The sequence below is a fragment of the Embleya hyalina genome (genome assembly GCF_003967355.1).
Classification (GTDB): Bacteria; Actinomycetota; Actinomycetes; order Streptomycetales; family Streptomycetaceae; genus Embleya; species Embleya hyalina.
Map to the genome: position 1 here is coordinate 71,254 of NZ_BIFH01000043.1, position 25,645 is coordinate 96,898.

Annotated in this window: 22 protein-coding genes and 1 riboswitch; of the genes, 10 read left to right on the top strand and 12 right to left on the bottom strand. The window is 72.5% G+C overall.

Going from position 1 to position 25,645, the window contains the following annotated elements:
• Positions 1 to 67 precede the first annotated feature (67 nt).
• From EMA17_RS42535 to EMA17_RS42550, 4 genes are all read right to left on the bottom strand, one after another.
• Positions 68 to 454: a globin gene (locus EMA17_RS42535; RefSeq protein WP_078979477.1), complete on the bottom strand. Its 387-nt coding sequence runs from the start codon at positions 452 to 454 to the stop codon at positions 68 to 70.
• 72 nt (positions 455 to 526) lie between these two features.
• Entirely contained in the window at positions 527 to 1,999 is a 1,473-nt protein-coding gene (locus EMA17_RS42540; protein ID WP_126642609.1) for an SDR family oxidoreductase, read from the bottom strand.
• A gap of 127 nt (positions 2,000 to 2,126) precedes the next feature.
• Positions 2,127 to 3,155: a mechanosensitive ion channel family protein gene (locus tag EMA17_RS42545; RefSeq protein WP_126642610.1), complete on the bottom strand. Its 1,029-nt coding sequence runs from the start codon at positions 3,153 to 3,155 to the stop codon at positions 2,127 to 2,129.
• A gap of 135 nt (positions 3,156 to 3,290) precedes the next feature.
• Positions 3,291 to 5,492, bottom strand: coding sequence for a prolyl oligopeptidase family serine peptidase (locus EMA17_RS42550; protein ID WP_126642611.1), 2,202 nt, complete (start codon positions 5,490 to 5,492; stop codon positions 3,291 to 3,293).
• A 202-nt stretch (positions 5,493 to 5,694) separates the two neighbouring features.
• Between EMA17_RS42550 and EMA17_RS42555 the strand changes: the two genes are divergently transcribed.
• Positions 5,695 to 6,237: an HNH endonuclease gene (locus EMA17_RS42555; RefSeq protein ID WP_126642612.1), complete on the top strand. Its 543-nt coding sequence runs from the start codon at positions 5,695 to 5,697 to the stop codon at positions 6,235 to 6,237.
• 200 nt (positions 6,238 to 6,437) lie between these two features.
• The gene (malQ, locus tag EMA17_RS42560; protein ID WP_246127256.1) at positions 6,438 to 8,612 is read left to right on the top strand and encodes a 4-alpha-glucanotransferase; all 2,175 of its coding nucleotides are present in this window, start codon (positions 6,438 to 6,440) and stop codon (positions 8,610 to 8,612) included.
• A 79-nt stretch (positions 8,613 to 8,691) separates the two neighbouring features.
• On the opposite strand, the gene EMA17_RS42565 is transcribed toward malQ, so the two are convergent.
• The 3 genes from EMA17_RS42565 to pepN (EMA17_RS42575) all read right to left on the bottom strand — a co-directional run bounded on the left by EMA17_RS42565 (position 8,692) and on the right by pepN (EMA17_RS42575) (position 14,483).
• Positions 8,692 to 8,958, bottom strand: coding sequence for a hypothetical protein (locus EMA17_RS42565; RefSeq protein ID WP_246127257.1), 267 nt, complete (start codon positions 8,956 to 8,958; stop codon positions 8,692 to 8,694).
• Positions 8,959 to 9,303: 345 nt separating this feature from the next.
• On the bottom strand, positions 9,304 to 11,850 hold the full coding sequence (gene pepN, locus EMA17_RS42570; RefSeq protein WP_126642615.1) for an aminopeptidase N: 2,547 nt from the start codon (positions 11,848 to 11,850) through the stop codon (positions 9,304 to 9,306).
• Positions 11,851 to 11,939: 89 nt separating this feature from the next.
• Complete coding sequence (pepN, locus tag EMA17_RS42575; protein WP_126642616.1) at positions 11,940 to 14,483, bottom strand: aminopeptidase N; 2,544 nt, start codon at positions 14,481 to 14,483, stop codon at positions 11,940 to 11,942.
• 239 nt (positions 14,484 to 14,722) lie between these two features.
• Here pepN (EMA17_RS42575) and EMA17_RS42580 point away from each other — a divergent pair, with 239 nt between their 5' ends.
• The 8 genes from EMA17_RS42580 to EMA17_RS42615 all read left to right on the top strand — a co-directional run bounded on the left by EMA17_RS42580 (position 14,723) and on the right by EMA17_RS42615 (position 21,977).
• Positions 14,723 to 15,352 carry a mycothiol-dependent nitroreductase Rv2466c family protein gene (locus tag EMA17_RS42580; RefSeq protein WP_174861521.1) on the top strand — a complete coding sequence of 210 codons (630 nt, stop codon included), beginning with the start codon at positions 14,723 to 14,725 and terminating at the stop codon, positions 15,350 to 15,352.
• 126 nt (positions 15,353 to 15,478) lie between these two features.
• On the top strand, positions 15,479 to 16,168 hold the full coding sequence (locus EMA17_RS42585; protein ID WP_126642617.1) for a hypothetical protein: 690 nt from the start codon (positions 15,479 to 15,481) through the stop codon (positions 16,166 to 16,168).
• A 130-nt stretch (positions 16,169 to 16,298) separates the two neighbouring features.
• The gene (locus EMA17_RS42590) at positions 16,299 to 17,696 is read left to right on the top strand and encodes an aldehyde dehydrogenase family protein (RefSeq protein WP_126642618.1); all 1,398 of its coding nucleotides are present in this window, start codon (positions 16,299 to 16,301) and stop codon (positions 17,694 to 17,696) included.
• A 169-nt stretch (positions 17,697 to 17,865) separates the two neighbouring features.
• Complete coding sequence (locus tag EMA17_RS42595) at positions 17,866 to 18,462, top strand: biotin transporter BioY (protein WP_126642619.1); 597 nt, start codon at positions 17,866 to 17,868, stop codon at positions 18,460 to 18,462.
• Between the two features lie 121 nt (positions 18,463 to 18,583).
• Positions 18,584 to 19,348, top strand: a complete 765-nt coding sequence (locus tag EMA17_RS42600) for a hypothetical protein (protein ID WP_126642620.1) — start codon at positions 18,584 to 18,586, stop codon at positions 19,346 to 19,348.
• A gap of 37 nt (positions 19,349 to 19,385) precedes the next feature.
• Positions 19,386 to 19,853: a ribose-5-phosphate isomerase gene (locus tag EMA17_RS42605; protein WP_126642621.1), complete on the top strand. Its 468-nt coding sequence runs from the start codon at positions 19,386 to 19,388 to the stop codon at positions 19,851 to 19,853.
• Between the two features lie 131 nt (positions 19,854 to 19,984).
• Complete coding sequence (locus EMA17_RS42610) at positions 19,985 to 20,812, top strand: Fpg/Nei family DNA glycosylase (RefSeq protein ID WP_126642622.1); 828 nt, start codon at positions 19,985 to 19,987, stop codon at positions 20,810 to 20,812.
• 115 nt (positions 20,813 to 20,927) lie between these two features.
• Positions 20,928 to 21,977: a PP2C family protein-serine/threonine phosphatase gene (locus tag EMA17_RS42615; protein ID WP_126642623.1), complete on the top strand. Its 1,050-nt coding sequence runs from the start codon at positions 20,928 to 20,930 to the stop codon at positions 21,975 to 21,977.
• Between the two features lie 12 nt (positions 21,978 to 21,989).
• On the opposite strand, the gene EMA17_RS42620 is transcribed toward EMA17_RS42615, so the two are convergent.
• The 5 genes from EMA17_RS42620 to EMA17_RS42640 all read right to left on the bottom strand — a co-directional run bounded on the left by EMA17_RS42620 (position 21,990) and on the right by EMA17_RS42640 (position 25,626).
• Positions 21,990 to 22,829 carry an energy-coupling factor ABC transporter ATP-binding protein gene (locus EMA17_RS42620; protein WP_126642624.1) on the bottom strand — a complete coding sequence of 280 codons (840 nt, stop codon included), beginning with the start codon at positions 22,827 to 22,829 and terminating at the stop codon, positions 21,990 to 21,992.
• On the bottom strand, positions 22,826 to 23,569 hold the full coding sequence (cbiQ, locus tag EMA17_RS42625; protein ID WP_126642625.1) for a cobalt ECF transporter T component CbiQ: 744 nt from the start codon (positions 23,567 to 23,569) through the stop codon (positions 22,826 to 22,828). The genes EMA17_RS42620 and cbiQ overlap by 4 nt, the downstream gene beginning before the upstream one ends.
• Positions 23,570 to 23,572: 3 nt before the next feature.
• Positions 23,573 to 23,953: an energy-coupling factor ABC transporter substrate-binding protein gene (locus EMA17_RS42630; RefSeq protein ID WP_126642626.1), complete on the bottom strand. Its 381-nt coding sequence runs from the start codon at positions 23,951 to 23,953 to the stop codon at positions 23,573 to 23,575.
• Complete coding sequence (locus EMA17_RS42635; protein ID WP_126642627.1) at positions 23,950 to 24,663, bottom strand: energy-coupling factor ABC transporter permease; 714 nt, start codon at positions 24,661 to 24,663, stop codon at positions 23,950 to 23,952. The genes EMA17_RS42630 and EMA17_RS42635 overlap by 4 nt, the downstream gene beginning before the upstream one ends.
• Positions 24,664 to 24,691: 28 nt before the next feature.
• A riboswitch (cobalamin riboswitch) is annotated at positions 24,692 to 24,900 on the bottom strand.
• Positions 24,901 to 25,080: 180 nt separating this feature from the next.
• A complete protein-coding gene (locus tag EMA17_RS42640; RefSeq protein ID WP_126642628.1) occupies positions 25,081 to 25,626 on the bottom strand; it encodes an RDD family protein in 546 nt (181 codons plus the stop codon).
• Between the last annotated feature and the right edge of the window lie 19 nt (positions 25,627 to 25,645).

A 25,645-nucleotide genomic window follows, 5' to 3' on the forward strand; every position in this document is an offset into this window, starting at 1 on the left:
CGGCCGCCTCCGTCGGATCGCTCCCGGTGTGGCTGTCGCCCCGTCTCGCCCGCCGTCGGTCGCCGCGTCAGTCGAGCCGGTTCACCATCGACTGCGCCGCGTAGACCAGGTATTCCCAGAGGGTGTTCTCCTGCTCGGCCGGCAGCGCGATCTCGTCGACCGCCGCGCGCATGTGCCGCAACCACGCGTCGCGCGCCTCCTCGGTCACGGCGAACGGCGCGTGCCGCATCCGCAGCCGCGGGTGACCGCGTTGCTCGCTGTAGGTGCGCGGGCCGCCCCAGTATTGGACGAGGAACATGCGCAGCCGGTCCTCGGCCCCGTCCAGGTCCTCCTCGGGATACATCGGACGCAGCAGGGGATCCTCGCGCACACCCTGATAGAAGCGGTGCACGAGCTTGGCGAACGTCTCCTCGCCGCCCACGGCTTCGTAGAGACTCGGTTCCGGCGCCGGCATCTGGGTCACCGCTCCATCCTCTCAGACGGGCCCGCGCGCCGGAGACCCCCGGTACCGGCCCCGGGGCCTGTCTCAGCGTTCCGCGGCGCGGGCGATGCCGCGACGCATGCCGCCGAAGACGAGGCCGTGGAAGGGGAACACGGCCCACCAGTACGCGTGCCCGAACAGTCCCCGGGGATGGAACAGGGCACGCTGGCGGTAGTGCGTGGTGCCGTCGTGGTCCGCGACGGTGAACTCCAGCCAGGCCAGGCCCGGCAGGCGCATCTCGGCGCGCAGGCGGAGCAGGCGGCCGGGCACCACCTCCTCCACCCGCCAGAAGTCGAGCGAGTCGCCGACCCGGAGCCGGTGCGGATCGCGGCGTCCCCGGCGCAGTCCGACCCCGCCCACGATCCGGTCCAGGGCGCCGCGCACCGACCAGGCGAGCGGCCACGAGTACCAGCCGTTGGTGCCGCCGATGCCCTCGATCACCCGCCACACCGCCGCCGGGGACGCGGCCGGCTCCGCCTCGCGGACGTCCTCGTACAGCGTGCCGCCCGACCAGTCGGGGTCGGTGGGCAGCGGATCGCTGGGCGCGCCGGCGGTGGCCGCCGAGGACCAGCGGGTGGCCACGTCGGCGTCGCGGATCCGGGTCAGGGCCAGTTCGAGGGCCCGGTCGAAGCCGATCAGGCCCTCCGGCGGGTCGGGGATGTGGCGGGCGATGTCGTGCTCGTGGCAGACCACCTCGCTGCGCAGCGACTCCACCAATGGCCGGGCCAGGGCGCCGGGGACGGGGGTGATCAGGCCCACCCAGTGGCTGGACAACCAGGGCGAGAGCATCGGCACCGGCAACACCCGGCGGCGCCGCAGGCCGGCCACGGCCGCGTAGCGCTGCATCATGCGCTCGTAGGTGAGCACGTCCGGGCCGCCGATGTCGAAGGCGCGGTTCACGTCCGGGGGCAGCGTGGCGCAGCCGACCAGGTAGCGCAGTACGTCGCGAACGGCGATCGGCTGGATCCGCGAGGTGACCCAGCGCGGGGTGACCATCACCGGCAGCCGTTCGGTCAGATAACGCAGCATCTCGAAGGACGCCGACCCGGAGCCGATGATCACCGCCGCGCGCAGCACGGCGGTGGGCACCGCGCCGGCGAGCAGGATCTCGCCCACCTCGGCGCGCGAACGCAGGTGCGGGGAGGAGTCGCGGGCCGAGGAGCCGGCGGCCGGGCCCAGGCCGCCGAGGTAGACGAGCCGGCCCACGCCCGCGTCCTCGGCCGCGGCGACGAACACGCGCGCGCTCTCGCGGTCGGTGTCGGCGAAGCGCGGTCCGCTGCCCAGCGCGTGGATCAGGTAGTAGGCCACGTCCACGCCGTCGAGGGCGCGGCGCACCGCGGCCGGGTCGAGCGCGTCGGCGCGCACGATCTCCACCCGGTCCGCCCAGGGATGGTCGCGCAGCTTGGCCGGGGTCCGGGCCATGCAGCGCACCCGATGGCCGGCGGCGAGCAGTTCGGTCACCAGTCGGCCGCCCAGGTAGCCGGTGGATCCGGTGACCAGGCACAGGGGAGCGTTCACCCGACCCAGTCTCCGCGACGCGCGACCCCGGCGGCCGGGGACGCGCCACACGGTAGCCCGATTGGTCCCGCCCGCAGGGGCGGTCGCCCGTCCCGCCCCGGAAGGGCCGGACCGGACGGCGCCGGGTTCAGGGCGCGCCGGGGGCCTGCGGGGTCGGCGGCGCCGGCGGCGGGTTCACCGGGACCGGGGCGGGTTCGGCCTGCGGCGCGGGGGCGCCCGGGTCCTCGGTGGGGGGCGTGGCGCTCGCGATCGGTTCGCTGATGCGGATGCCCGCGTCGTCGAACGCGCGCTTGACCCGACCCCGCAACTCGCGCGCGACCGGCAGTTCCTGGCCCGGCATGGTCTTGATCTGCACCTGGAGCACCACCGCGTCGGCCGTCACCGCCTCCATCCCGACCACCGTCGCCGAGCCCCAGACCCGCTCGTTCCACGGCTCCACCTCGGCCAGCGCCTCGGCGGTGGAGGCGATCACCGCGCGGACCTTGTCCACGTCCTCGTGGTAGCCGACCTGCACGTCCACCTTGGCGGTGCCCCAGCCCTGGCTCTTGTTGCCGATCCGCTTGATCTCGCCGTTGCGGATGTACCAGACGGTGCCGTCCACGTCGCGCAGCTTGGTGATCCGCAGGCCCACCTCGACCACGGTGCCGGTGGCCGGGCCGGCGTCGACCAGGTCGCCCACGCCGTACTGGTCCTCCAGGATCATGAACATCCCGGACAGGAAGTCGGTCACCAGGTTGCGCGCGCCGAAGCCGAGCGCGATGCCGGCGATGCCCGCGCTGGCGAGGAGCGGCGCGAGGTTGACCTTGAACTCGCCGAGCACCATCAGCCCGGCGATGCCCAGGATCACGAACGACGCGGTGCTGCGCAGCACCGAGCCCACCGTCTCGGCGCGCTGGCGGCGACGCTCGGCGTTGAGCAGGAAGCCGGTGACCGGCCGCCCGCTGCTGTCCGTGCCGCTGTTGGCCATCCGGCCGACCAGCTGGGTGATCAGCTTTCGGGTCACCGCCCGCAGGATCAGCGCGACCAGGATGATCACGAGGATCCGGATCGGCGTCACCACCAGGGACTCGCCGTGCCGATCGAACCACGACGACACCTTGCCGTTGCCTGCGGCGGCGTCGAGGGACAACTGGACTCCGGGGACGAGCGCGGACACGTACGAGACCTTTCGGACGACGAGCGGGGGACGATCTCCCCGCGACCGGGGACCCTCGTCCCACAGTAGTCACGAGGCCGAGGGCACTCGTGCGATACCTCTCCTTCACACCTTTCGTCGTTGATCACCGCTATGTCACCGATCCCCGCCTTCGTCGATCGTGTACCCGAGGTCGTGCCCGGGTCCGGGCCCGGCCGACGCGGATTCGGGCCCATCCGGGTCGAGGCCGGTGTGCGCGGCCAGGAAGGAGAGTGTGTCCACGGTCAGTTCGACCGTGCGGGTGACCGAGCGGGCCGCGTGACCCACCTCCGCCTCGGCCCGCAGCAGCACCGGGCGCCCGCTCGTGGTCGCGTGTTGCAGGGCCGCGCACATCTTGCGCGCGTGCAGCGGATCCACCCGGCTGTCCCCGTCGAACACGGTGAACAGCACCGCCGGATACGCCACACCCGGGCGGACGTGGTGGTAGGGCGAGTAGCCGAGCAGCCAGTCCAGTTCCTCCGCCACCTCGGCGGTGCCGTACTCGTCGGACCACAACCGCCCCAGACCGAAGCGCTCGTAGCGGACCATGTCGAGCAGCGGCATCGAGCAGACCACGGCCGCGTACGACTCGGGCCGCTGGGTCAGCGCGGCGCCGACGAGCAGTCCGCCGTTGGAGCCGCCGGACGCGGCGAGCCGGTCGGGCGTGGTCCATCCGCGGGCGACCAGGTGCTCCGCGGCGGCGTGGAAGTCGTCGAACACGTGTTGCTTGTGCCCCCGCATCCCCGCTCGATGCCACCGCTCGCCCTCCTCGCCGCCGCCGCGCAGGTTGGCGATCGCGTACACCCCGCCGGCCTCCACCCAGGCGAGCACGCCCGCCGAGTAGGCGGGGCCGAGCGAGATGCCGAAGCCGCCGTATCCGTAGAGCACGGCCGGTCGGGGGCGGTCCGGCTCGGCGGTCGGCGCGATCACGAACATGCGCACGGTGGTGCCGTCGGCCGAGCGGTACGTCTCCTGGCGCACGTGCACGTCGGGCAGGTTCGCGGTGCCGGGGGCGGTGGCCCAGGTGTCGATCGCCCCGGTCCGCGCGTCGTAGCGCAACACCGCCGACGGGGCGGTGTAGTCCGACCAACCGAACCATGCCTCGTGTCCGCCCTCGGGGTGTTCGGCGAGGCCGCCGATGGATCCGGGCGAGTCGCAGGGCAGGCTCGGGCGGCCCGACAATCGCCCGTCGGCCAGGTCGTACGCGGTCAGTTCACCCACCGCGTGCCGGGTCCGCCCGACCAGCAGGGTCGGTCGGGGCGCCTGCGGTCCGTCCAGGATCGCGAAGCCGGTCAGCACCGCGTCCGGCTCCTCGGCGACCAGATCGCGCCAGCCCTCGGGCCCGGGCATCGCCGGATCGGCCACGCACAACCGGCCGCGCGGCGCGTCCAGGTCGGTGAACACGTACAGCCGCCCGTCGCGGCCCACCCGCACCCCGGTGAGCGCGTCCAGACCCACGGTCACCGGTCGCAGCAGCGGCCGCTCCGGCGGTCCCGCGTGCAGATCGGCCAGCCACAGGTCGTTGCGCGGCGCGGTGCCCGAGAAGGAGGACACGCTCAGCCAGCGGCCGTCCCGACTGACCCCGACGCCGAAGTAGGTGGCCGGATCGGCGCCCGCGCCGAACACCTCCACGTCGTCGGCCGGATCCGTGCCGATCCGGTGCAGGTACACCCGGCGGTGGTGCTGCTCCTCACCCTCGGGCACCGCCTCCGGCGGCAGTCGGCGCACCAGATAACACGCCTCGCCGCCGGGGAGCCAGGCGATCGAGGCGTCCCGCATCCGGTCGATCGGGCCTTCGATCCGGGTGCCGTCGGCGACGTCGAGCACGTACAGGCGCGACTCCTCGTCCCCGCCGGTGGAGAGCAGGTACGCCAGCCGGTCGCCCTCGTCGGAGGGCACCCACTGGTCGAGGGTGGTGGTGCCGCCCGGGTCGATCGCGATCGGATCCACCAGCTCCCGCTCGCTCCCGTCCGGCTCGACCACGAACAACACGCCGTGCTCGCGCCCCGGGTCGCGGCGGAGCAGGAAGTGCCGCCCGCCGCGCCAACAGGGCAGCCCCGTCGACCCGGTGGCGAGCAGTTCGTCCAGGCGCGCCCGCAGCCGGTCGCGTCCGGCCAGATGGTCCACATGCGCGTGGAACCACTCGTCCTGTGCGGCGGACCAGGCGCGGGTGGCCGGCGCGTCCGGGTCCTCCAGGGCTCGATAGGGATCCGGCACCGGGCGACCGAACAACACGTCGACCGTGTCGCCGCGGGCGGCGTCGGGGGCGCGGGGGGTCTCGTGGGGGGCGTGTTCCGCGGGCTGCACAGAGCGCGTCATGGGCGCACCCTAGACGCCCGCACCCATCGCGCGTTCGGACGATGCGGACGGTCACCGAACCACCACGCGCGGCCACTCGTGCAGGTGAACGCTATGTGACCTTGTCGATTCCTGGTAGCGCGTGGGGTATCCCGCCATGGACACTGGAGGCCGATCGTCCCCGGCGCGAGCCACGCGCTGTCGGCGTCACAGGGAGGCATACGTGCCGCATTCGCTGGTCCTCAACGCGTCGTACGAGCCCCTGTGCGTGGTGCCCGTTCGCCGCGCACTGATTCTCGTGCTGAACGACAAGGCAATGTGCCTGGAAGAGACAGGCACCATCCTGCACAGCGCCACCACCGAGATTCCCGTACCCAGTGTCATCAGACTGACCCGTTTCGTCCGAATCCCCTTTCGGGGCCAGGTACCGCTCACCCGCCGCGCGCTGTTCGCCCGCGACGGAGGGCGTTGTGTCTATTGCGGAAGCGCCGCCACCAGCGTCGACCACGTCGTCCCCCGCAGCCGCGGTGGTCAGCACACGTGGGACAACGTGGTCTCGGCGTGTCGTCGCTGCAATCACGTCAAGAGCGACCGCTACATCGCCGAACTGGGCTGGCGAATGCCGCGCCCACCATCCCAACCCACCGGCCTGGCGTGGCGGATCCTCGGTACCGGGTTCCGCGATCCACGCTGGGAGCCCTACCTGGCGCCGTATGGTGCGCAGGAAGCGGGCTTCGACCATTTCGACCAGGTCGCGAGCGCCTAGACGGCGGCGGATTTCCTCAGGGGAGCCCGTCGCCGTTCTTGTTTCGGTGCGGCGCCGCGTTTCGGTGGGGTGCCGTGCTTCGACGGGTTCCCCGGCGCGTTTCGACGTGTCCCCGCGCCGCGGTCGGGTCCCGACACACCCGCTCGCGTCCGCGGCGAACACGCCGACAGGCGGGGCGTTCGGGTGCGATGCTCGCGGGCATGGAGGAACCACGCGTATCGCAGTTGTCTCCCGAATTGGTCCGGCTCGCCTCCGCGTTCGGGGTGGCCACGGAGTACGAGGGGTGGCGCGGCGAGGCCGTGCACGCCGCTCCCGCGACGGTGATAGCGGTGCTCGGCGCACTCGGGGTGGACGCGTCGACACCCGAGGCGGCCCGGGCCGCGCTGGCGGCGCGGGACGAGGCGCGCCGGACCCGGCTGCTGCCTCCGGTGCTGGTGCTGCGCGCGGGCCGCGCGGCCGGCTTCACGGTCAACGTGCCGGTGGGGCACCGGGTCGAGTTGTGGATCGAACTGGAGGACGGCGGGGTCCGGCGCGACGTCGGTCCCGGCCCCGGGCCCGGTCCGCTGGGTGACCCGATCGGGGCCCACCGCATCCCCGCCGACCTGCCGCTGGGCTGGCACACCCTGCACGCGCGCTGCTCGCCCGAGCCGGAGGAGTCGCTGGGCTCCGGCGGCGTGCCGAGCGCGAATGGCGAGGGTGTGTCCGCGTCGTGCGCGATCGCGATCACCCCGACCGTGCTGCCGGTGCCGGCGGAGCGGGCGTGGGGCTACATGGTCCAGCTCTACTCGCTGCCCTCGCGCCGCTCGTGGGGGATCGGCGACCTGGCCGACCTGGCCGACCTGGCCACGTGGTCGGCGCGGGCGCAGGGCGCCGGGTTCGTACTGGTAAACCCCCTGCACGCGGCCTCGCCGGTGCCGCCGGTGGAGCCCTCGCCGTATCTGCCGGTGAGCCGTCGCTTTCCGGATCCGATGTACGTGCGGGTCGAGGCCGTGCCCGAGTTCGCGTATCTGAGCCCGGTCGAGCGGGCGGTCGCCGAGGAGTTGCGGGCCTCGGCGGGCGACGGGTCGGACGGCGCGGATCGACTGGATCGGGACGCGGTCCGCACGGCCAAGCGGGCCGCCCTCGCGCTGGTCCACAAGGTGCCGCGGAGTCTGGGGCGCGACGCCGACTACCGGGCGTTCATCGCGCGCGAGGGCCAGTGGCTGACCGACTTCGCCACCTGGTGTGCGCTGGTCGAGGAGTACGGCCCGACCTGGCGCGACTGGCCCGAGGAACTGCACGACCCGGACTCGCCCGAGGTCGCCGCGGTGCGCGAACGGCTGGCCGGGACGGTCGACTTCCACCGCTGGACCCAGTGGGTGCTGGCCGATCAGCTGCGCGCGGCGCAGGAGGCCGCGACGCGTGCGGGCATGCCGGTGGGCGTGGTGCACGACCTCGCGGTCGGCGTGCACCCCGACGGGGCGGACGCGTGGGTGCTCGGCTCGGCCCGCGGCGGTGGGGTGCTGGCGCTCGGGGCGACGGGTGGGGCGCCGCCGGACGCGATGAACCAGATCGGGCAGGACTGGAACCAGCCCCCGTGGCATCCGCAGCGGTTGGCCGAGGCGGGCTACGCGCCGTACCGGGAACTGCTGCGCGCGGTCTTTCGGCACGCGGGCGCGGTGCGGGTGGACCACGTGCTCGGGCTGTTCCGGTTCTGGTGGGTACCGAAGGGCAACAGCCCGGCCGAGGGCGCCTATGTGCGCTACGACCACGAGGCGATGGTCGGCATCCTGGCCCTGGAGGCGCATCGGGCGGGCGCGGTGGTGATCGGCGAGGACCTGGGCACGGTGGAGCCGTGGGTGCGCACGTACCTCGCCGAGCGCGGGATCCTGGGGACGTCGGTGTTGTGGTTCGAGCGCGACGACAAGGGCCGGCCGCTGCCGCCCGAGCAGTGGCGGGCGAGTTCGCTGGCGACGGTGACCACGCACGATCTGCCGCCCACCGCGGCCCGGCTCGCCGGGGAGCACATCGACCTGTGGGAGCGGCTGCACCTGCTGGTGCGGGACGTGGAGGTGGAGCGGGCCGAGGACGTGGCCGACCGCGAGCAGTGGCTCGAACTGTTGCGCCGGCGCGGGTATCTGCGGCCGGGCGCGGGTGAACGGGAGACGGTCGAGGCGCTGCATCGGCTGCTCGCCGCGACGCCGTGCCGGTTGCTGGGGGTGTGGCTGCCGGACGGGGTGGGCGATCGGCGGCCGCAGAACCTGCCGGGCACCACGAACGAGTATCCGAACTGGCTGCTGCCGGTCGCCGACGGCGAGGGGCGGCGGGTCTGCCTGGAGGACCTGCCGGTGGATCCGCGCGCGGTGTCGCTGGCGCGGGCGCTGCGGGGTCGCTAGGGCGCGGGCGTGGGATGGGCCGCGTACGTGCGGAAGCCGCCGAGTGGGCGTGGGCCCGGTCGGCGGCTTCGGCGGAGGATCAGCGCTTCTTCTTGATGATGTCCGGAAGCATCACGAGGCCCGCGATGACCACGAACGCCAGGATCGGGATGCCGACGAAGACGGCCAGCGTCGTGCCGAGGCCCATGCTTGCGCCCGGCTCGTCGCCGTCGTCGCGGATGTTCGCGAAGGCGGGCGCCGAGATCAGCGACATGAGCGTGACAACGGCCGACACGGCCCCGGCGCGAAGTGCATTCCTGTTCACCACGGGGGTTACGCTACCGGGCCGGTGCGGTGGGGTGCGCACCGGGTTGACCCTTTCGGGGTGGGCCGACCTCCGGTCCGGTGGCCTCAAACGCCGGCCGGGCTGTTTGGCCTCAAGCGCCGGCCGGGCTGCTTGGCCTCAAACGCCGGCCGGGCTGTTTGGCCTCAGGCGCCGGCCGGGCTGTCTGGCCTTATGTGCCGGCCGGGCTGCTTGGCCTCAAGCGCCGGCCGGGGTGTTTGGCCTTATGGGACGGACGGGCTGCTTGGCCTCAAGTGCCGGCCGGGCTGTTTGGCCTTATGGGACGGACGGGGTGTGTGGTCTCCTTCGCCGGCCGGGCTGTTTGGTGGTTGAGGGTTTTCAGCCCGGCCGGGGTTCGAGGGTGGTGGGTCAGTGGGTGTCTCGGGATTGGGCTCGGAGGCTTCGGGCTACGCCGTCGCGGCTTTCCAGGACCAGGCGGCGGAGGCCGGCCGGGTGGGTTGCGGAGGCCAGCCAGGCGTCTGTGCGGTTGAGGGTGTCCTCCGTGACCTGGAGGGTCGGGTAGAGGCCGACGACGATTTGTTGAGCGATCTCGTTGGTGCGGGTGGCCCACACGTCGGCGATCGCGTCGAAGTAGCGCTCCGTGTACGTGGCGAGCAGGGCTCGTTGGGCGGGCTGGACGAAGCCGCCGATCACCGCTGCCTGGGTGGCGTTCGGGAGGGCGTCGGATTCGACCACCGCCGCCCACGCCGCGTCCTTGGCCTCGGCGGTCGGGCGGGCCGCGCGGGCCGCCTCCGCGTAGCGTTGGCCGGCCGCGGTGGAGTCGCGCTCCAGTTCGGCCAGTACGTCGGCCTCGCTCGCCCCGCCGGTCGCGGACAGCCGCAGCAGCAGCGTCCAGCGCAGGTCCGCGTCGATCGCCAGGCCCTCGACCGTCTCGGTGCCGTCGAGCAGGCCGCGCAGGATCGCCAGGTGGTCCGGTCGCGCGGCCACCGTCGACAGGCAGCGGGTCCAGGCCAGCTGGTGGTCGCTGCCGGGCTCGGCCGCCCGCAGGAACCGCTCGGCCACGACCGCGAGTTCGGCCAGCGAGCGCTCGCGGTGCGCCGGGTCGACGTACAGCTCCAACGCGCTGGTGACCTGGCGCTGGAGCGACTGGACGATGTTGATGTCCCGCTCGCCGCCCGCGCCGGCCAGGACCAGCTTGAGGTAGTCGCTCGCCGCCATCTCCGCGTCGCGCGTCATGTCCCACGCAGCGGCCCAGCACAACGCGCGCGGCAGCGGCTCGACGAACTCGCCGATCGCCTCGGTGACGCAGGCCAGTGACTGCTCGTCGAGCCGGATCTTGGTGTAGGTCAGGTCGTCGTCGTTGAGCAGCACCACGTCCGGCCGGGCGCGCCCGACCAGTTCCGCGACCTCGGTGCGCGCGCCGGCGATGTCCAGCTCCAGCCGGTGGGTGCGCACCAGGCCCGCGTCGGTGCGGTCGTAGAAGCCGATCGCGATGCGGTGCGAGCGCAGCGTCGGCCACGCCTCCGGGGCCTCTTGGAGCACCGCGAAGGAGGTGATCACGCCGTCCGGGCCGAGTGAGATCTCGGGCCGCAGCGTGTTCACGCCCGCGGTCTCCAGCCACTCGCGCGACCACGCCTTCAGGTCCCGGCCGGAGGTTTCCTCCAGCGCGCCGAGCAGGTCGGCCAGCCGGCTGTTGCCCCACGCGTGCTTCTTGAAGTAGGCCCGCACTCCGGCGAAGAAGTTCTCGCTGCCGACGTAGGCGACCAGCTGCTTGAGCACCGAGGCGCCCTTGGCGTAGGTGATGCCGTCGAAGTTGACCTCGACGTCCTCCAGGTCCCGGATGTCGGCGAAGATCGGGTGGGTGGACGGCAGTTGGTCCTGCCGGTAGGCCCACGTCTTCATCTTGTTGCCGAACGTGGCCCACGCGTGCGACCAGCGGGTCACCTCGGCCTGGCAGCGTACCGACGCGTAGGTGGCGAACGACTCGTTCAGCCACAGGTCGTCCCACCACTGCATGGTGACCAGGTCGCCGAACCACATGTGCGCCAGCTCGTGCAGGATGGTCTCGGCCCGCGTCTCGTAGGACGCGTCGGTGACCTTGGAGCGGAAGACGTAGTCCTCCAGGATCGTCACGCAGCCCGCGTTCTCCATCGCGCCCGCGTTGTACTCCGGTACGAAGAGCTGGTCGTACTTCCCGAACGGGTACGGGAAGTCGAACTGCCCCAGGAAGTAGTCGAAGCCCTGCTTGGTGACGTCGAAGATGGCGTCGGCGTCCAGGTGCGGCGCGAGCGAGGAGCGGCAGTACACGCCGAGCGGCACCACGGTGCCGTCGGCGGCGGTGTAGGCGTCGTGGACCGCGTGATAGTGGCCCGCGACCAGCGCGGTGATGTAGGTGGAGATCCGGGGGGTCGGCTCGAACGCCCACACCGAGGCGCCGTCGGTGCCCGCCGTCGGCTCGGGGGTGGGCGAGCAGGAGACCACCCGCCAGTCGCTCGGCGCGGTGATGGTGAACGCGAACGTGGCCTTGAGGTCGGGCTGTTCGAAGTTGGCGAACACCCGGCGGGCGTCGGCCACCTCGAACTGGGTGTAGAGGTAGGTCTTGCCGTCGACCGGGTCGAGGAAGCGGTGCAGGCCCTCGCCGGTGTTCATGTAGGCGCAGGACGCCACCACGCGCAGCTCGTTGCTCTCGGCCAGGTCGGCGAGCGCGATCCGACCGTCCGTGAACACCGCGTCGACGTCGAGCGCGGTGCCGTTGAGGGTGATCTCGTGCACCTCGGGGGCGATCAGATCGACGAAGGTCGCCGCGCCTGGCTCGGTACACCCGAACCGCACCACGGTCGTGGACGGGAACGTCGCCCCGGTGCCGGTCAGGTCGAGGGTGATGTCGTACGAGTCGACGGTGAGGATCCGGGCCCGCTCGCGGGCCTCGTCACGCGTCAGGTTGGTACCGGGCACGCTGCGCTCCTTGTGGGATGGGCGCCGCCGGGATGGGCGGCCGACGGACCGGGCCCCGCCGCGGTCGGCGGCGGGGTCCGGGAGGGACTTCAGTTGCGCCGGTCGCGCCCGCGCGCTCGGAGGGCGCGGGCCACGTCGTCGCGGCATTCCAGGACCAGGCGGCGCAGGGCCGGCACCGGTTCGGCGGCGGCCAGCCAGTCGTCGGTGCGGCGCAACGTGTCGGGGTCGATCCGGCCCGACGGGTACAGACCGACCACGATGCGCCGCGCGATCTCGATCGAGCGGTCCCGCCAGACCGGGGTGAGGGCGGCGAAGTAGCGGTCGACGTACGGGTCGGTCAGCTCCTCCTGGCCGGCGGCGGCGAAGCCGGCGATCACCGCGCCGAGCGTGGCGTTGGGCAGTTCGTCGGTCTCCACCGCCAGGTGCCACGCCTCGGCCTTGGCCTCGGCGGTGGGCCGTGCGGCGCGGCATTCGATCGCGTGCCGCCGGCCCGCGGCGGTACCGTCGCGCTCGAGTTCGGCGGCGATCTCGGGCTCGTCGGCGGCGCCGCCCGCGCACAGCGCGCGCAACATCGCCCAGCGCAGCTCGGTGTCCATGGCCAGTCCGGGGATCTCCTGCCCACCGGCCAACAGCTCGCGCAGGAAGGCGAGTTCGTCGGGTGTCCCGGAGGCCGAGGCCAGGCAGCGGGCCCAGGCCAGCTGGTGGTCGCCGCCGGCCGGCGCGGCCCGCAGCCGGTCGGCGGCACCGGTCGCGAGCCGGTGCAGCGCCTCGGCCCGGAACGCCGGGTCGGTGTAGTGGTCCAGGCCGGTCTTGACCTGGGTGTGCAGCTTCTGCACCACGCCCACGTCGCTCTCCCGACCCGCGTGCCGCAGCACCAGGTCCAGGTAGTCGCGGGCGGACAGCTCGCCGTCGCGGGTCATGTCCCACGCCGCGCCCCAGCACAGGGCGCGGGCCAGCGAGGAGTCGATCGTGCCGAGCGAGTCGAGCAGGGTCCGCCACGACTCGGGGTCGAAGCGCACCTTCGCGTAGGTGAGGTCGTCGTCGTTGAGCAGGATCAGCGGGGTGCGGACGCGGCCGACCAGCGCCGGTACCTCGGTGCGCGTGCCGACCACGTCCACCTCGACCCGGGCGACACGCTCGGCGCCGTCGTACAGGCCGATCGCGATCCGGTGCGGGCGCAGCGTCGGGAAGCCCGGTGAGGCCTCCTGGAGCACGGCGAAGGAGGTGATCACCCCGGCGGCGTCGGTCTCGATCGCCGGCCGCAGCGTATTGACGCCGGAGGTCTCCAGCCAGTCCGTCGACCAGGACTTCAGGTCCCGGCCGGAGGTCTCCTCCAGGGCGGTGAGGAAGTCGGCGAGGGTGGTGTTGCCCCAGGCGTGCGTGCGGAAGTAGGACCGGGCGCCCGCGAAGAACTCGTCCTCGCCGACGTAGGCGACCAGCTGCTTGAGCACCGAGGCGCCCTTGGCGTAGGTGATCCCGTCGAAGTTGAGCTTGGCGTCCTCCAGGTCGTTGATCACCGCCACGATGGGGTGGGTGGTGGGCAACTGGTCCTGGCGATACGCCCAGTCCTTGCGGCGGGCGGCGAAGCTGGTCCAGGCGTCGGTCCAGCGGGTGGCCGCGCCCTGCGAGTAGGCGCCCATGAAGTCCGCGAAGGACTCCTTCAGCCACAGGTCGTCCCACCAGCGCGGGGTGACCAGGTCGCCGAACCACATGTGCGCCATCTCGTGCAGGAGCACGTTGGCACGGCCCTCGTACGCGGAGTCGGTGACCTTGGAGCGGAAGACGTATTCCTCGGTGAAGGTGACCGCGCCCGGGTTCTCCATCGCGCCGAGGTTGTACTCGGGTACGAAGAGCTGGTCGTACTTCCCGAACGGGTAGGGGAAGTCGAACCGGTCGTGGAACAGGTCCAGGCCCTGCTTGGTGACCGCGAAGATCTCCTCGTGGTCGAACGACTCGGCCAGCGACGCGCGGCAGAAGCCGCCGAGCGGGACCACCAGACCGGCGTCGCCGGTGTAGCTGTCGAAGACCGCGTGGTACGGACCGGCGATTATCGCGGTCAGGTAGGTGGAGATCCGCGGCGTGGGGGCGAAGTCCCAGCGGGCCACCCCCTCGCGGACCGGCTCCGGGGTCGGGGTGGTCGAGTTGGACACCACCCGCCAGTCGGCCGGCGCGGTGATCGAGAACCGGAACGAGGCCTTGAGGTCGGGCTGCTCGAAGTTGGCGAACACCCGGCGCGAGTCGGCCGGTTCGTACTGGGTGTAGAGGTAGATCCGATCGTCGACGGGGTCGACGAAGCGGTGCAGACCCTCGCCGGTGCGGCTGTAGGCGCACGAGGCGAGTACGCGCAGTTCGTTGGCGCCCTCGACGAGGTCGGTCAGCAGCACGCGGGTGCCGTCGAAGACCTCGGCGGGATCGAGTACCCGGCCGTTGAGCACGACCTCGTGCACTTCCGGGGCGAGCAGGTCCACGAACGTGGCCGCACCCGCCTCTCGGCATCCGAAACGGAGCACCGTCTCGGAGTGGAACGTCTCCGTGCTGTCGGTGCTGACGTCGAGCCTGACGTCGTAGTCCTCGACGCTCAGGATCCGGGCCCGCTCGCGGGCCTCCTCGCGGGTCAGGTTCCTGCCGGGCACTGGATCACTCCCTGGTTGGCTGCGGTCCCGGCGATCCTTTCACGGCGCGGGTGCGCCTGTCGGCCCGGTTGTTCGGGAATGGCGGGCCGCGGTCGCCCGTTGCACAGTCGACGCCGGCCGTGCGGGCGTCGGTATGTCCGACCCGCGCTCGTCGCCGGCCGGGCGTACCGCATCGTGGACCAGGCGGCATCGGACGCGACTCGCACGACCCGATACACAGGACCGAGAGGAACCCCGCAGTGACCACCAAGGACAACGGCTCCGCCCGCGATGTCGCGCACTTCTGGTTCGACCCGCTGTGTCCGTGGGCGTGGATGACCTCGCGCTGGATGCTCGAGGTGGAGCGGATCCGCCCCGTGGACGTGCAGTGGCACGTGATGAGCCTGTCGGTGCTCAACAGCGGTCGGGACGACATACCCGAGGCGTACAAGGAGATGCTGGAGCGCGGCTGGGGCCCGGTGCGGGTGTGCATCGCCGCCGAGCAGCGGTTCGGCAACGAGGTACTGCTGCCGCTGTACACGGCGCTCGGCACCCGCCGGCACCCGGGCGGCGAGGAGTTCTCGCGCGAGATGATCGAGGCGGCGCTGACCGAGGCCGGGCTGCCCACCGATCTCGCCGACGCGGCCGACTCGACCGAGTACGACGAGGCGCTGATCAAGTCGCACCACGACGGCATGGACCGGGTGGGCATGGACGTCGGCACCCCGGTGATCAGCGTCAACGGCGTGTCCTTCTTCGGCCCGGTGGTGACCCCGGCGCCCAAGGGCGAGGACGCGGGCCGGCTGTGGGACGGTGTGGTGCTGGTCGCGGGCACTCCCGGCTTCTTCGAGATCAAGCGCACCCGGGACCAGGGACCGATCTTCGACTGACGATCCCGCCGGGCCGGGATCGGCGGCTCGCACCGGCCGTCGGCGGTTTCGACTGACCGGATGAAACCTGTCGATTCCGGCCCGGAAACGGCTACAAAGTAAGACAAAGCTAATTAATCTGGATAAATGACGGCTCCGGAACGCCAGAGCAGCGTGATCCACACCTCCCGTACCGGGCGGCCGGATCCCCGCACGCCCAACGGCAACGCCCCCTACGCGTCGCGCATGCCCCGTTGGCGCGACCGTGCGCTGGCCCTGGGGCTGCGCGCGATGGTCCCGCTGTGGCGGTTGGTGGGGCTGCGGACCGGCGCCGCCTCGCTGCGGCACTACCTGGTCGGCCGCGGCGCGCCGTTCGTGATCGACCCGGCCCAACCGTTGCGGGCCAAGCCGTTTCGCCGCGCGGCGCTCACCCACTTCGAGGAGTGGTGGGCGCTCGCGGCGATCCGGTGGCACGACAGCGAGGGCGCGGAGAGCGTCTTCGAGACGACCACGCACTGGCACGGGGTGCTCATCCGCCGCGTGGACGACACCGACTGGTGGCTGGCGATGCGCGGTCTGCAGTACCGGATCACCGGCCGGATCGAGGTATTGCCCGGGACGACCACCGCGCTCCCCGGCTCGCCGGTGTTGCCCGACGTGCGGCTGGTGTACCGGGTCGAGGTGTACAAGGACTGGGGTTTCGACAAGGACAAGGACGAGTACGGGATGTCGTTCACCCCGCTCGCCCACCTGCACGAGGTGGGCCTGGCCCGGGAGTTCCCGGTCACCGGACACAGCGGCGAACTGGTGTGGACCTCGAACGGTCCGACGGGCTGACCGGCGCGGTCGGCGGCGCGGGCCCGGGCGGGCCGGTCGCGCGCCGCTCGGGTCGACGCTGGGGATCGTATCCGTGTCGCCGTACGCTCGGGGGAGGTCACCAGCGGCGAACGGCGAGGAGTCCGGCGGCATGAGCAAGGCTTACGACACCATCTACATCGACGGCGTGTGGACGGCGCCCTCGTCCACCGAGACCATCGACGTCGTCGACCCCAACACCGAACGGGTCGTGGCGACGGTGCCGCAGTGCACACCCGCCGACGTGGACCTGGCCGTGGCCGCGGCCCGGCGGGCCTTCCCCGGCTGGGCCGCCACCGCCCCGGCCGAGCGGGCCGCGCTGCTGACCAAGGCCCGGGACCTGCTCGCGGAGCGCACGGACGCGATGGCCGAGGTGATCACGGCGGACATGGGCGCGCCGGCGTGGCTGGCCTCGCGGGTGCAGGTCGGCCTGCCGCTGACGGTGCTCGCGAGCTATATCGCGCTCGCCGAGGAGTTCCCGTGGGAGGAGCAGGCCGGGACCTCGCTGGTGGTGCGCGAACCGGTCGGCGTGGTCGGCGCGATCACGCCGTGGAACTATCCGCTGCACCAGATCACCAACAAGCTCGCCCCGGCGCTGATCGCGGGCTGCACCGTGGTGGTCAAGGCCAGCGAGGTGGCGCCGCAGGCCGCGCACCTGTTCTTCGAGATCCTGCACGACGCGGGTTTCCCGCCGGGTGTGGTGAACCTGGTCTCCGGCACGGGTCCGGTGGTGGGCGAGGCGATCGCGGCGCACCCGGACGTGGACATGGTCTCGTTCACCGGCTCGACCCGGGCCGGCACCCGGGTGTCGGAGCTGGCGTCGGCGACGGTCAAGCGGGTCGCGCTCGAACTCGGCGGCAAGTCCGCCAACGTGATCCTGCCGGGCGCCGACCTGGACAAGGCGGTCCGGGCGGGCGTCGACGGCGCGTACCGCAACAGCGGTCAGACGTGCAGCGCGCTGACCCGGATGCTGGTGCACCGCGACGACCTGCCGCGCGCGGTCGAGGTGGCCACCGCCGCCGCCGAGGCGTCGGCGGCGCGGCTCGGCCCGCTGGTCAACGCGACCCAGTTCGAGCGGGTGCGCGGCTACATCGCCCAGGGGCTGGCGGAGGGGGCGACGCTGGCCACGGGCGGTGCGGAACTGCCCGAGGGGGTCGAGGCCGGCTACCACGTGCGGCCCACCGTGTTCACCGACGTGACCCCCGAGATGACCATCGCACGCGAGGAGATCTTCGGGCCGGTGTTGTCGATCATGGCCTACGACACCGAGGAGGAGGCCGAGCGGATCGCCAACGACACCCCGTACGGCCTGTCCGGCGCGGTGTGGGCGCCGACCCGGGAGGCGGCGGTGGCGTTCGCGCGCCGGCTGCGGACCGGGCAGGTCGAGATCAACGGCGGCGCGTTCAACCCGATCGCGCCGTTCGGCGGGTACAAGCAGTCGGGCAACGGGCGCGAACTCGGGCGCCACGGCCTGGAGGAGTACCTGGAGGTCAAGGCGCTGCAGTTCTGAGGCGCTGCCGTCCGAGACGCCGTGGTTCCGAGGCGTTGCGGTAGCGGTGGGTTGTTCGGTGGTGTTCGACAAAGTGCGGATCCGTACGTTGTCGGGCACCACTGTGACCGCTCGATGTCCGATTGGTTAAGTTCACAGGGTCCCGCAACACAAGAGTGTGGAGTCCGCTGTGAGCACTGCCCTTCTCGATGCGCGCCGCCCCGTTCTGGCCGACCTCGTCCCGGCCCGCGTCTTTCGCGGCGCGGCCGTCCGTGATGCCGCGCTGATCGTCGGCGCGTCCGCGTTCGTCGGCCTCGCCGCCCAGATCTCCGTCCCGGTGCCCGGCTCGCCGGTGCCGGTGACCGGCCAGACCTTCGCCGTCCTGCTCGCCGGCAGCGCGCTCGGCGCCTGGCGCGGCCTCGCCGCGATGGTGCTCTACCTGGGCCTGGGCGCGGCCGGGATGCCCTGGTTCGCGGAGGGCACCTCCGGGACCGGATTCCCGACCCTGGGCTACGTGTTCGGCATGGTGCTCGCGGCGACCGCGGCCGGCTTCCTGGCCCGGCGCGGGACCGACCGCAGCCCGCTGCGCACCGCGGGCACGATGCTCCTCGGCAACGCGGTGATCTACGCGGCGGGTCTCACCTACCTCGCGCACGACCTGGGCATCTCGATGTCGCAGGCGTACGAGATCGGCATGCGCAACTACCTCTTCGGCGACGCGGTCAAGATCGTGCTGGCGATGGCGCTGCTGCCCAGCGCCTGGAAGCTGGTCGGCCGGCGCGGCTGACGCCTCGCCGGCTCCACGGGATGCGCAATCCCGATCACCCGTACCCCGTCCCCCCGTTCGTGGGGAGGCGGGGTACGGATTTTTGCGGCGAAGGGCGTGCGAAGGCGCCTAACCTCGTGTCATGAGACCCGGGGCTACCAAACGCATCACCATCGGCGGGACCGTCGTGGCCTTCCTCCTCGTGGCCGGCCTGGGCAACCAGTGGGTCTTCAAGGAGGCGTGGAAGGCCAGTCGTGATCACGACAAGTGGTATGTGACGCTGCTGCGCATCATCGGCTTTCCGTTGTGGATCGTGGACCGGGACGACCTGGGTGACGAGTTCCGCTACACCTTCACCACCCGCTACGTCACCGCCGGATTCGTCGGCTTCGCGCTGTTGCTCCTGATGGTCGCCGCGCTGCTCGCGCTCGGTGCGCGCGGTCTGGGCGAACGGTCCGGCGGGTTCACCGCGTTCGTGGTCGGCTGGTTCTCGCTGGTGATCGGCGGCGCGGTGTACGGGCTGACCGTGTTCGCCATCGCCTACGACGACGAGCCGACCATCCGTGGGGGACCCGGGTTCGACCGGGCCATGGCGCACGCGCAGTCCGGGGCCTACTTCGGCGTCCTCGTCGGCTGGCTGGTCGGCCTGGCGGCGGTGGCCGCCTACCGGTCGGCGGCGACCCACGGGCCGCCCGCCTCGCCCCTGTCGCCGGGCGGATACGGCCCGCCCTTCGACTACGGCCCGCCGTCCGCCTCCGCCAACCCCGGCTACGGCGCGCAGTCCGGCTACGGCGCCCAGTCCCCCTACGACGCGCCGACCACCATCCGACCGGCCGGGCCGCCGCCCACCGCGCCGCCGCGGCCGACCGGTGCGCCGGACACGCCACCCGGTGGATACCGGCCCTGACGGGACGTTCGGGACCGGGCCTGAGAGACTGCGCCCCATGCGCGTTTACCTCGGCTCCGACCATGCCGGCTACGACCTCAAGCAGCACCTCATCGCGTGGCTCGACGCCAACGGCCACGAGGCCGTCGACTGCGGCCCGGCCGTCCAGGCCGACTCCTACGACTACCCCGTGTACTGTCTGCGCGCCGGCGAGCGCGTCGCGGCCGACCCCGGCAGCCTGGGCGTGGTCCTCGGCGGCTCCGGCAACGGCGAGGCGATCGCGGCGAACAAGGTCAAGGGGGTGCGCTGCGCCCTGGTGTGGAGCGAGGAGACCGCGTCGCTGGCCCGTGAGCACAACAACGCGAACGTGATCTCGATGGGCGCGCGCATGCACACCCTCGACGACGCGACCAAGTTCCTCGAGGTCTTCGTGAACACGCCGTACAGCGAGGCCGAGCGGCACACCCGCCGGATCTCCATGCTGACCAAGTACGAGAACACCGGCGAGCTGCCGGCCCTGCCGTAGCCCGCGACCCGCACCTCTCACCGCCCCCGATCGGTCCGTCCGGTCGGGGGCGGTCGTGTGTCGGTGCGGGTCGGTAGCGTGGAGGGCGACACACCCCCCATGTCCCCATCCGTCGCAGCGCTGGAGGCCGCGTGCCCGAGGGCCACACCATTCACCGTCTCGCCGCCGAGCACCGGGAGCGCTTCGCCGACGTGCCGCTGCGACTGAGCAGTCCCCAGGGGCGCTTCGCGGAGAGCGCCGCGCTGCTCGACGGCGAGCGCCTGGTGGACACCGACGCGCACGGGAAGCACCTGTTCCTGGAGTTCGCCGGCGAGCGTTTCGTGCATGTGCACCTGGGTCTCTACGGACAGTTCTCCTTCGGCGAGGGCGAGAAGTTGCCGGAGCCGGTCGGCCAGGTGCGGCTGCGGATGGCCGCGAAGGTCCCCGGCGGGGCGAGCTGGGCCGATCTGCGCGGACCGACCGCGTGCCGGCTCCTGGAGCGGGCCGAGAAGGACGCGGTGCACGCCCGGCTCGGCCCCGATCCGCTGCGCGACGACGCCGACCCGGCCGCGGCCTGGCGGCGGATCGAGCGCAGCGCGAAGCCGATCGGCGCGCTGCTGATGGAGCAGGACGTGCTCGCGGGTGTCGGCAACGTCTATCGCGCCGAGGTGCTGTTCCGCTTCGGGGTGGACCCCAAGCTGCCGGGCAAACGGCTGGCGCGGGCCACCTGGGACGCGATGTGGGCCGACCTGGTGCTGCTGATGCACGAGGGCGTGCGGCTGGGGCGGATCGACACGGTGCGGCCCGAGCACACCCCCGAGGCGATGGGTCGCGAGCCGCGCAAGGACGACCACGGTGGCGAGGTGTACGTCTACCGGCGCACCGACGCGCCCTGCCTGATCTGTGAAACCCCGGTGCGGACCGCCGAGTTGGTCGGGCGGAATCTGTTCTGGTGTCCCACCTGCCAGCCGTCGGCGTAACCTCCGGTTGGTTCCCGTTCGGTAGTGTCGCGGAGTGGCCGCGCCGACGAGCAGGGTGAACCGGGCAAGCCGGACGGGGAGGTGGGCGGCCCCGGCTCGCCGGGGCCGGCGGATCGTGGCCTGGTTGCGGCATCGGGTGTTCCCCTCCGACCGCTTCGCGCTGGCCGTTCTGCTGGTCGCGGTCACCGCGTGCGGGCTGCTCTCCGACCTGAACGCCGACTGGTTCCCGGCGACCGCGCCGGTGCTGCCGATCCTGGTCGGCGGCCTGGTGCTGCGCATGCCCAGCCTGCTGCTGCTCTACGCGGCGACCGCCGGGGTGCTGGTCGCGCAGGACCGGGTGCACGACCCCGACGAGGTCACCGCCGGCACCGTCCTGGTGGTCGCGGCGGTCGCCGGCATCGTGTTGCTGATGGCCCGGATGCGGACCCGGCTGGGCGTGCAGTGGACGCGCGGCGAGTCGATGTTGTTCGACCTGCGCGACCGGTTGCGGGCACAGGGCGAGATGCCGGTGTTGCCGTCGCAGTGGCACACCGAGGTGGTGCTGCGACCGGCCGGCGGGCAGTCGTTTTCCGGCGACTTCCTGGTCGCCGCCCGGAGTTCGACCGGTGGGCGGGTGCTCGAAGTGGTGCTGGTCGACGTCTCCGGCAAGGGGTTGGCCGCGGGGACGCGGGCGCTGATGCTCTCCGGCGCGTTCGGCGGGCTGCTCGGGTCGCTGCCGCCGCACGGATTCCTGCCGGCCGCCAACGACTACCTGCTCCGCCAGGAGTGGGCCGAGGGCTTCGCGACGGCGGTGCACGTGGTGCTCGACCTGGAGTCGGGCGAGTACGAGTTGTTGTCGGCGGGCCACCCGCCGGGTGTGCACTGGATCGCCGAGACCGGCCTCTGGCGGGTGGTCGAGGCGGTCGGCCCGCTCCTGGGCGTGCTCGACGACGCCACGTTCGAGGGGGTGCGCGGCCGACTGGACCACGGCGACGCGCTGCTGTTGTTCACCGACGGCATGGTGGAACTGCCCGGCGAGGACATCGCCACCGGCATCGACCGGTTCCTGGGCGAGGCGGAGCGGCTGGTCCGGGACGACTTCCACGACGCGGCGCGGCGGATCGTGGCGGCGGCCGGGCGCAACGTGGGCGACGACCGTGCGGTGGTGCTGCTGCGCCGACGCTGAGCCCGGCCGAGGTCAGTGCGTACGCGGTCGCGCGGGCGGTGCCAGGGCGGTCAGTTCGGCCGGGGTTCGGGGCAGCGTGCCGGGCGGGGCCACCCCGTGGGCGATCAGTACCGCGGCCACCGCGTGCGCCCAGGTCGGCCGCAGGCTCGCGGCGGCGAGCAGTGCGGTGTCCGCGAGCAGTTCCTCGGCCGGCCCGGTGTGCAGCCGCCCGTCGGCGAGCACGGCCGCGTCGTCGGCCCAGCGCAGCGCCAGGTCCACGTCGTGGGTGGCCATCACCACCGTGGTCCCGGCCGCGCGCAATTCGGCGAGCGTGTCGAGCAGCGCCTCCTGGCCGGCCGGATCCAGGCCCGCCGTCGGCTCGTCCAGGACCAGCACCTCCGGCCGCATGGCGATCGCGCCGGCGATCGCCACCCGCTTGCGCTGCCCGAAGGACAGCAGGTGCACCGGACGCTCGGCCAGGTCGGCGATGCCCAGCGCGGCCAACGCCTCGGCCACCCGCGAGCGCACCTCGTCCGGCCCGAGCCCGAGGTTGAGCGGCCCGAAGGAGACGTCCTGGGCCACCGACGCGGAGAACAGCTGGTCGTCGGGATCCTGCACGACCAACTGCACCACCCGGCGCAGTTCGGCGAGTCCCTTGCGGTCGTGCCGAATCGGCGTGCCGTGCAGCTCCACCCGACCCGAACCCGGCACCAGGCCGCCGGTCAACAGCCGCAGCAGCGTGGTCTTGCCGCTGCCGTTCGGCCCGAGCAGGGCCAGCGCCCGGCCCGCCGGGACGGCCAGGGACAATCCGCTCAGCACCGGCGGCCCGTCCTCGTAGGCGTAGCCGACCTCTCGTACCCGCAGCGGAATCACGGCATCACCGATTCCAGGAGAAGGGTGGCGACGACGACCGCCGCCACGAGGAACACGGACCGGGCGACGAAGCCGCGCGAGACGGGCACCTCGTCCACGAGCACCCGCAACCGCCCGTCGTAACCGCGCCCGGCCAGCCCCTCCTCCAGTCGCCGGGCCCGCGCGAAGGCGTGCACGAACACCGCCGACCCGAGCCCGGCCACCGAGCGCCACCGGGCGCGCCGGGTGCGATGCCCGAGCCGCCCGGCCTGGGCCTGGTTGATCCGGGCGGTGGTGTCGTACAGCAGGAACAACATCCGATACATCACCGCCGCCACGTCCACCACGGCCGCCGGCACGCCCACCCGGGTCAGCCGGGGCAGGACGTCCGACAGCGGCGTGGTGAACGCGAACAACAACATCGCCAACCCGGCCGCACCGGAGCGGGCCACCAACTCGCCCGCGTGGCGCGGTCCGTCCGGCGCCCAGCCGACGCCGTCCGCGCGGATCGACACGAGCAGCGTCAGCGCGCCGGTCACCGCGAATCCCAGCGGCGCGCGGGCCGCCCGCCACAGCCGTCGGGCGGGCACCTCGGCGAAGCCGAGCGCGATGGTCAGCACGGTGACCGCGACCAGCACCGCGCCGGGCCAGGGTGGCAGCGCCACCGCGCACCCGAGCAGCCCGAAGGAGAGCACGGCCTTGTCGGCCGGATGGCGGCGGCGCCAGGCACTGGCGTGCGCCGCCGCGTCGATCGGCAACACGGGTCAGCGACCCGGCGCCGATACCGGGTCCTCCGCGGTCGCCGGATCGGGGCCCGGGCCCGATTCGTCGGGGGTGTCGCTCGCCTCGGGCGCGAGCTTTCGGCGGGTGCGCTTGACCCCGAACATGTACCCGACCACACCCGCGCCGAGCGCGGCCTGGAGCGCGAACAGGCCGGACTCGATCTCGCCGGACGGCGGCTCGTACAGCGGGCTGAACCACGGCTTGTAGTCCGGGTCGTTCTCGGTGATCGCGGTCTCCGCCTGGGTGTCGGCGCCCGCGAACGGCTCGTCCTTGTCGTCGCCCATGCCGAACACCACGGGCAGCGCCGCCAGCAGCACCACGGCCAGCACGATCAGCAGGTTGATCTTCGTCGAGCGCTTCACTTGCTCTTCTCCTCCTCGCGCACGGGCCGCGCGTCGGTCAGCACGCCGAGGCGGATCAGGTCACCGCGACTGGACTGGCGCAGCAGGCGCACCACCAGGACGGTCAGCAGGCCCTCGCTGATCGCCAGCGGGATCTGGGTGAGCGAGAAGATGCCGCCGAACTTGGCCAGCGCGCCCGGGAATCCGCTGTCCGGGTCGGGGAAGGCGAGGGCGAGTTGCACGCTGGTGACGCAGTAGGTGCTCAGGTCCGCGACGAACGCGCCGGCGAACACCGCGACGTCCAGCGGCATGGTGCCGCCGCGCCGGTCCAGGAGCGAGCGGGTGAGCCGATACGCGCCGTAGCCGGCCCAGGGGCCGACGATCGCCATCGAGAACACGTTCGCGCCGAGCGTGGTCAACCCGCCGTGGGCGAGCAACAGCGCCTGGAAGAGCAGGGTGATCGTGCCGAGCACCGCCATGATCGGCGGCCGGAACAGGACGGCGCCCAGGCCGGTGCCGGTGGGATGCGAGCAACTGCCGGTGACGGATGGGATCTTCAGCGCGGACAACACGAACGAGAAGGCGCCGGACGCGCCGAGCAGCAGGGTGTTCTCGGGCCGGTCGCGCACCTCGCGGGTGAGCGCGCGGGCGCCGTGGACGACGAACGGGGCCGACGCGACGCCCCAGGCGGCGGCGTGTTCCCAGGGCAGATAGCCCTCGGCGATATGCATGAGGAAGGGTCCCTCTCCAACACCTCGTGGACGGACGATCGCCGTGGCCGGTCTCCTGGCTGACGGGTCGTGCGTTCACGTCTCCGCCTTCCCGGGTCCGCGACAGCGGTCCCAGTGGCTTCCCGAGGCGACGAATCAACGTTTCCGCGGGGGTGGAGGAGAACTTCCCGATCACAGTGGCGAGGGCCGCGCCGGCATCGAACCGGCTTCCCGAGCACCACGGCGAGCCGACACTAGTGGTCGAGTGGACATGGCGACAAGGTGGCATCTGCAAACCGTGCGCAAGACCACAAGGCGGGCGGTACGGCGGAGCAATAGCCGCATTCCGGGGCGGTGCGCGACGGCCGTCGGCGCGGGGCACGCTCGCGGTCGTGGGGTCGGGCGCCCCCGCCCCGGTCCGGGGGAGCGGCCCGGGCCTCAGCGCAGTCCGGGGCCGCGCCCTCGGATCACCAGGGTGCCCGCGACCCGGTCGCCGATCCGTCGGCCCCGCTCGCTGGTGAGCACCGCGACCAATCCGATCGCGCCGAACGCGAACGCGTCGACGCACAACAGCACCCAACGGATCGCGAGTTGGCGCCGCCCGGCCCGACCGCCGGACACGTCGACCACGCGGATCCCGAACAACTGCATGCCCCACGTGCGTCCGTCGTGCTCGGCGGGACGCAGCACCCAGTACCAGAACAGGATCGCCACCGCGACCACGAGCACACCGACGGTGATCGTCGCGGTGAGCGGGCCGCTGCGGATCGAACCGTCGGGGTGTGTGGGCAGCAGCACGAACAGGAACATCGCCGCGCCGGGCAGCAGCGCGGAGGCGATCACGTCCACCACGAACTGACCGATCCGTCGGTAGAGCACCGACGGGCCGACCCGATGTTCGACCGCCGGCAGCCACACCCGGGCGCGCGGCCCGACGGGATGGACCGAGCGCGCGAACCGCTGCGGAAGGCTCCGTTCGTACATGTTCTTGTACTTTCCGCAA

Excerpts from the sequence above, each read along its gene's own strand:
- EMA17_RS42535 (WP_078979477.1), bottom strand. The coding sequence starts at position 454 with ATGCCGGCGCCGGAACCGAGTCTCTACGAAGCCGTGGGCGGCGAGGAG.
- EMA17_RS42550 (WP_126642611.1), bottom strand. The coding sequence starts at position 5,492 with ATGACGCGCTCTGTGCAGCCCGCGGAACACGCCCCCCACGAGACCCCC.
- malQ (WP_246127256.1), top strand. The coding sequence starts at position 6,438 with ATGGAGGAACCACGCGTATCGCAGTTGTCTCCCGAATTGGTCCGGCTC.
- EMA17_RS42585 (WP_126642617.1), top strand. The coding sequence starts at position 15,479 with ATGACGGCTCCGGAACGCCAGAGCAGCGTGATCCACACCTCCCGTACC.
- EMA17_RS42590 (WP_126642618.1), top strand. The coding sequence starts at position 16,299 with ATGAGCAAGGCTTACGACACCATCTACATCGACGGCGTGTGGACGGCG.
- EMA17_RS42600 (WP_126642620.1), top strand. The coding sequence starts at position 18,584 with ATGAGACCCGGGGCTACCAAACGCATCACCATCGGCGGGACCGTCGTG.
- EMA17_RS42605 (WP_126642621.1), top strand. The coding sequence starts at position 19,386 with ATGCGCGTTTACCTCGGCTCCGACCATGCCGGCTACGACCTCAAGCAG.
- EMA17_RS42635 (WP_126642627.1), bottom strand. The coding sequence starts at position 24,663 with ATGCATATCGCCGAGGGCTATCTGCCCTGGGAACACGCCGCCGCCTGG.
- EMA17_RS42640 (WP_126642628.1), bottom strand. The coding sequence starts at position 25,626 with ATGTACGAACGGAGCCTTCCGCAGCGGTTCGCGCGCTCGGTCCATCCC.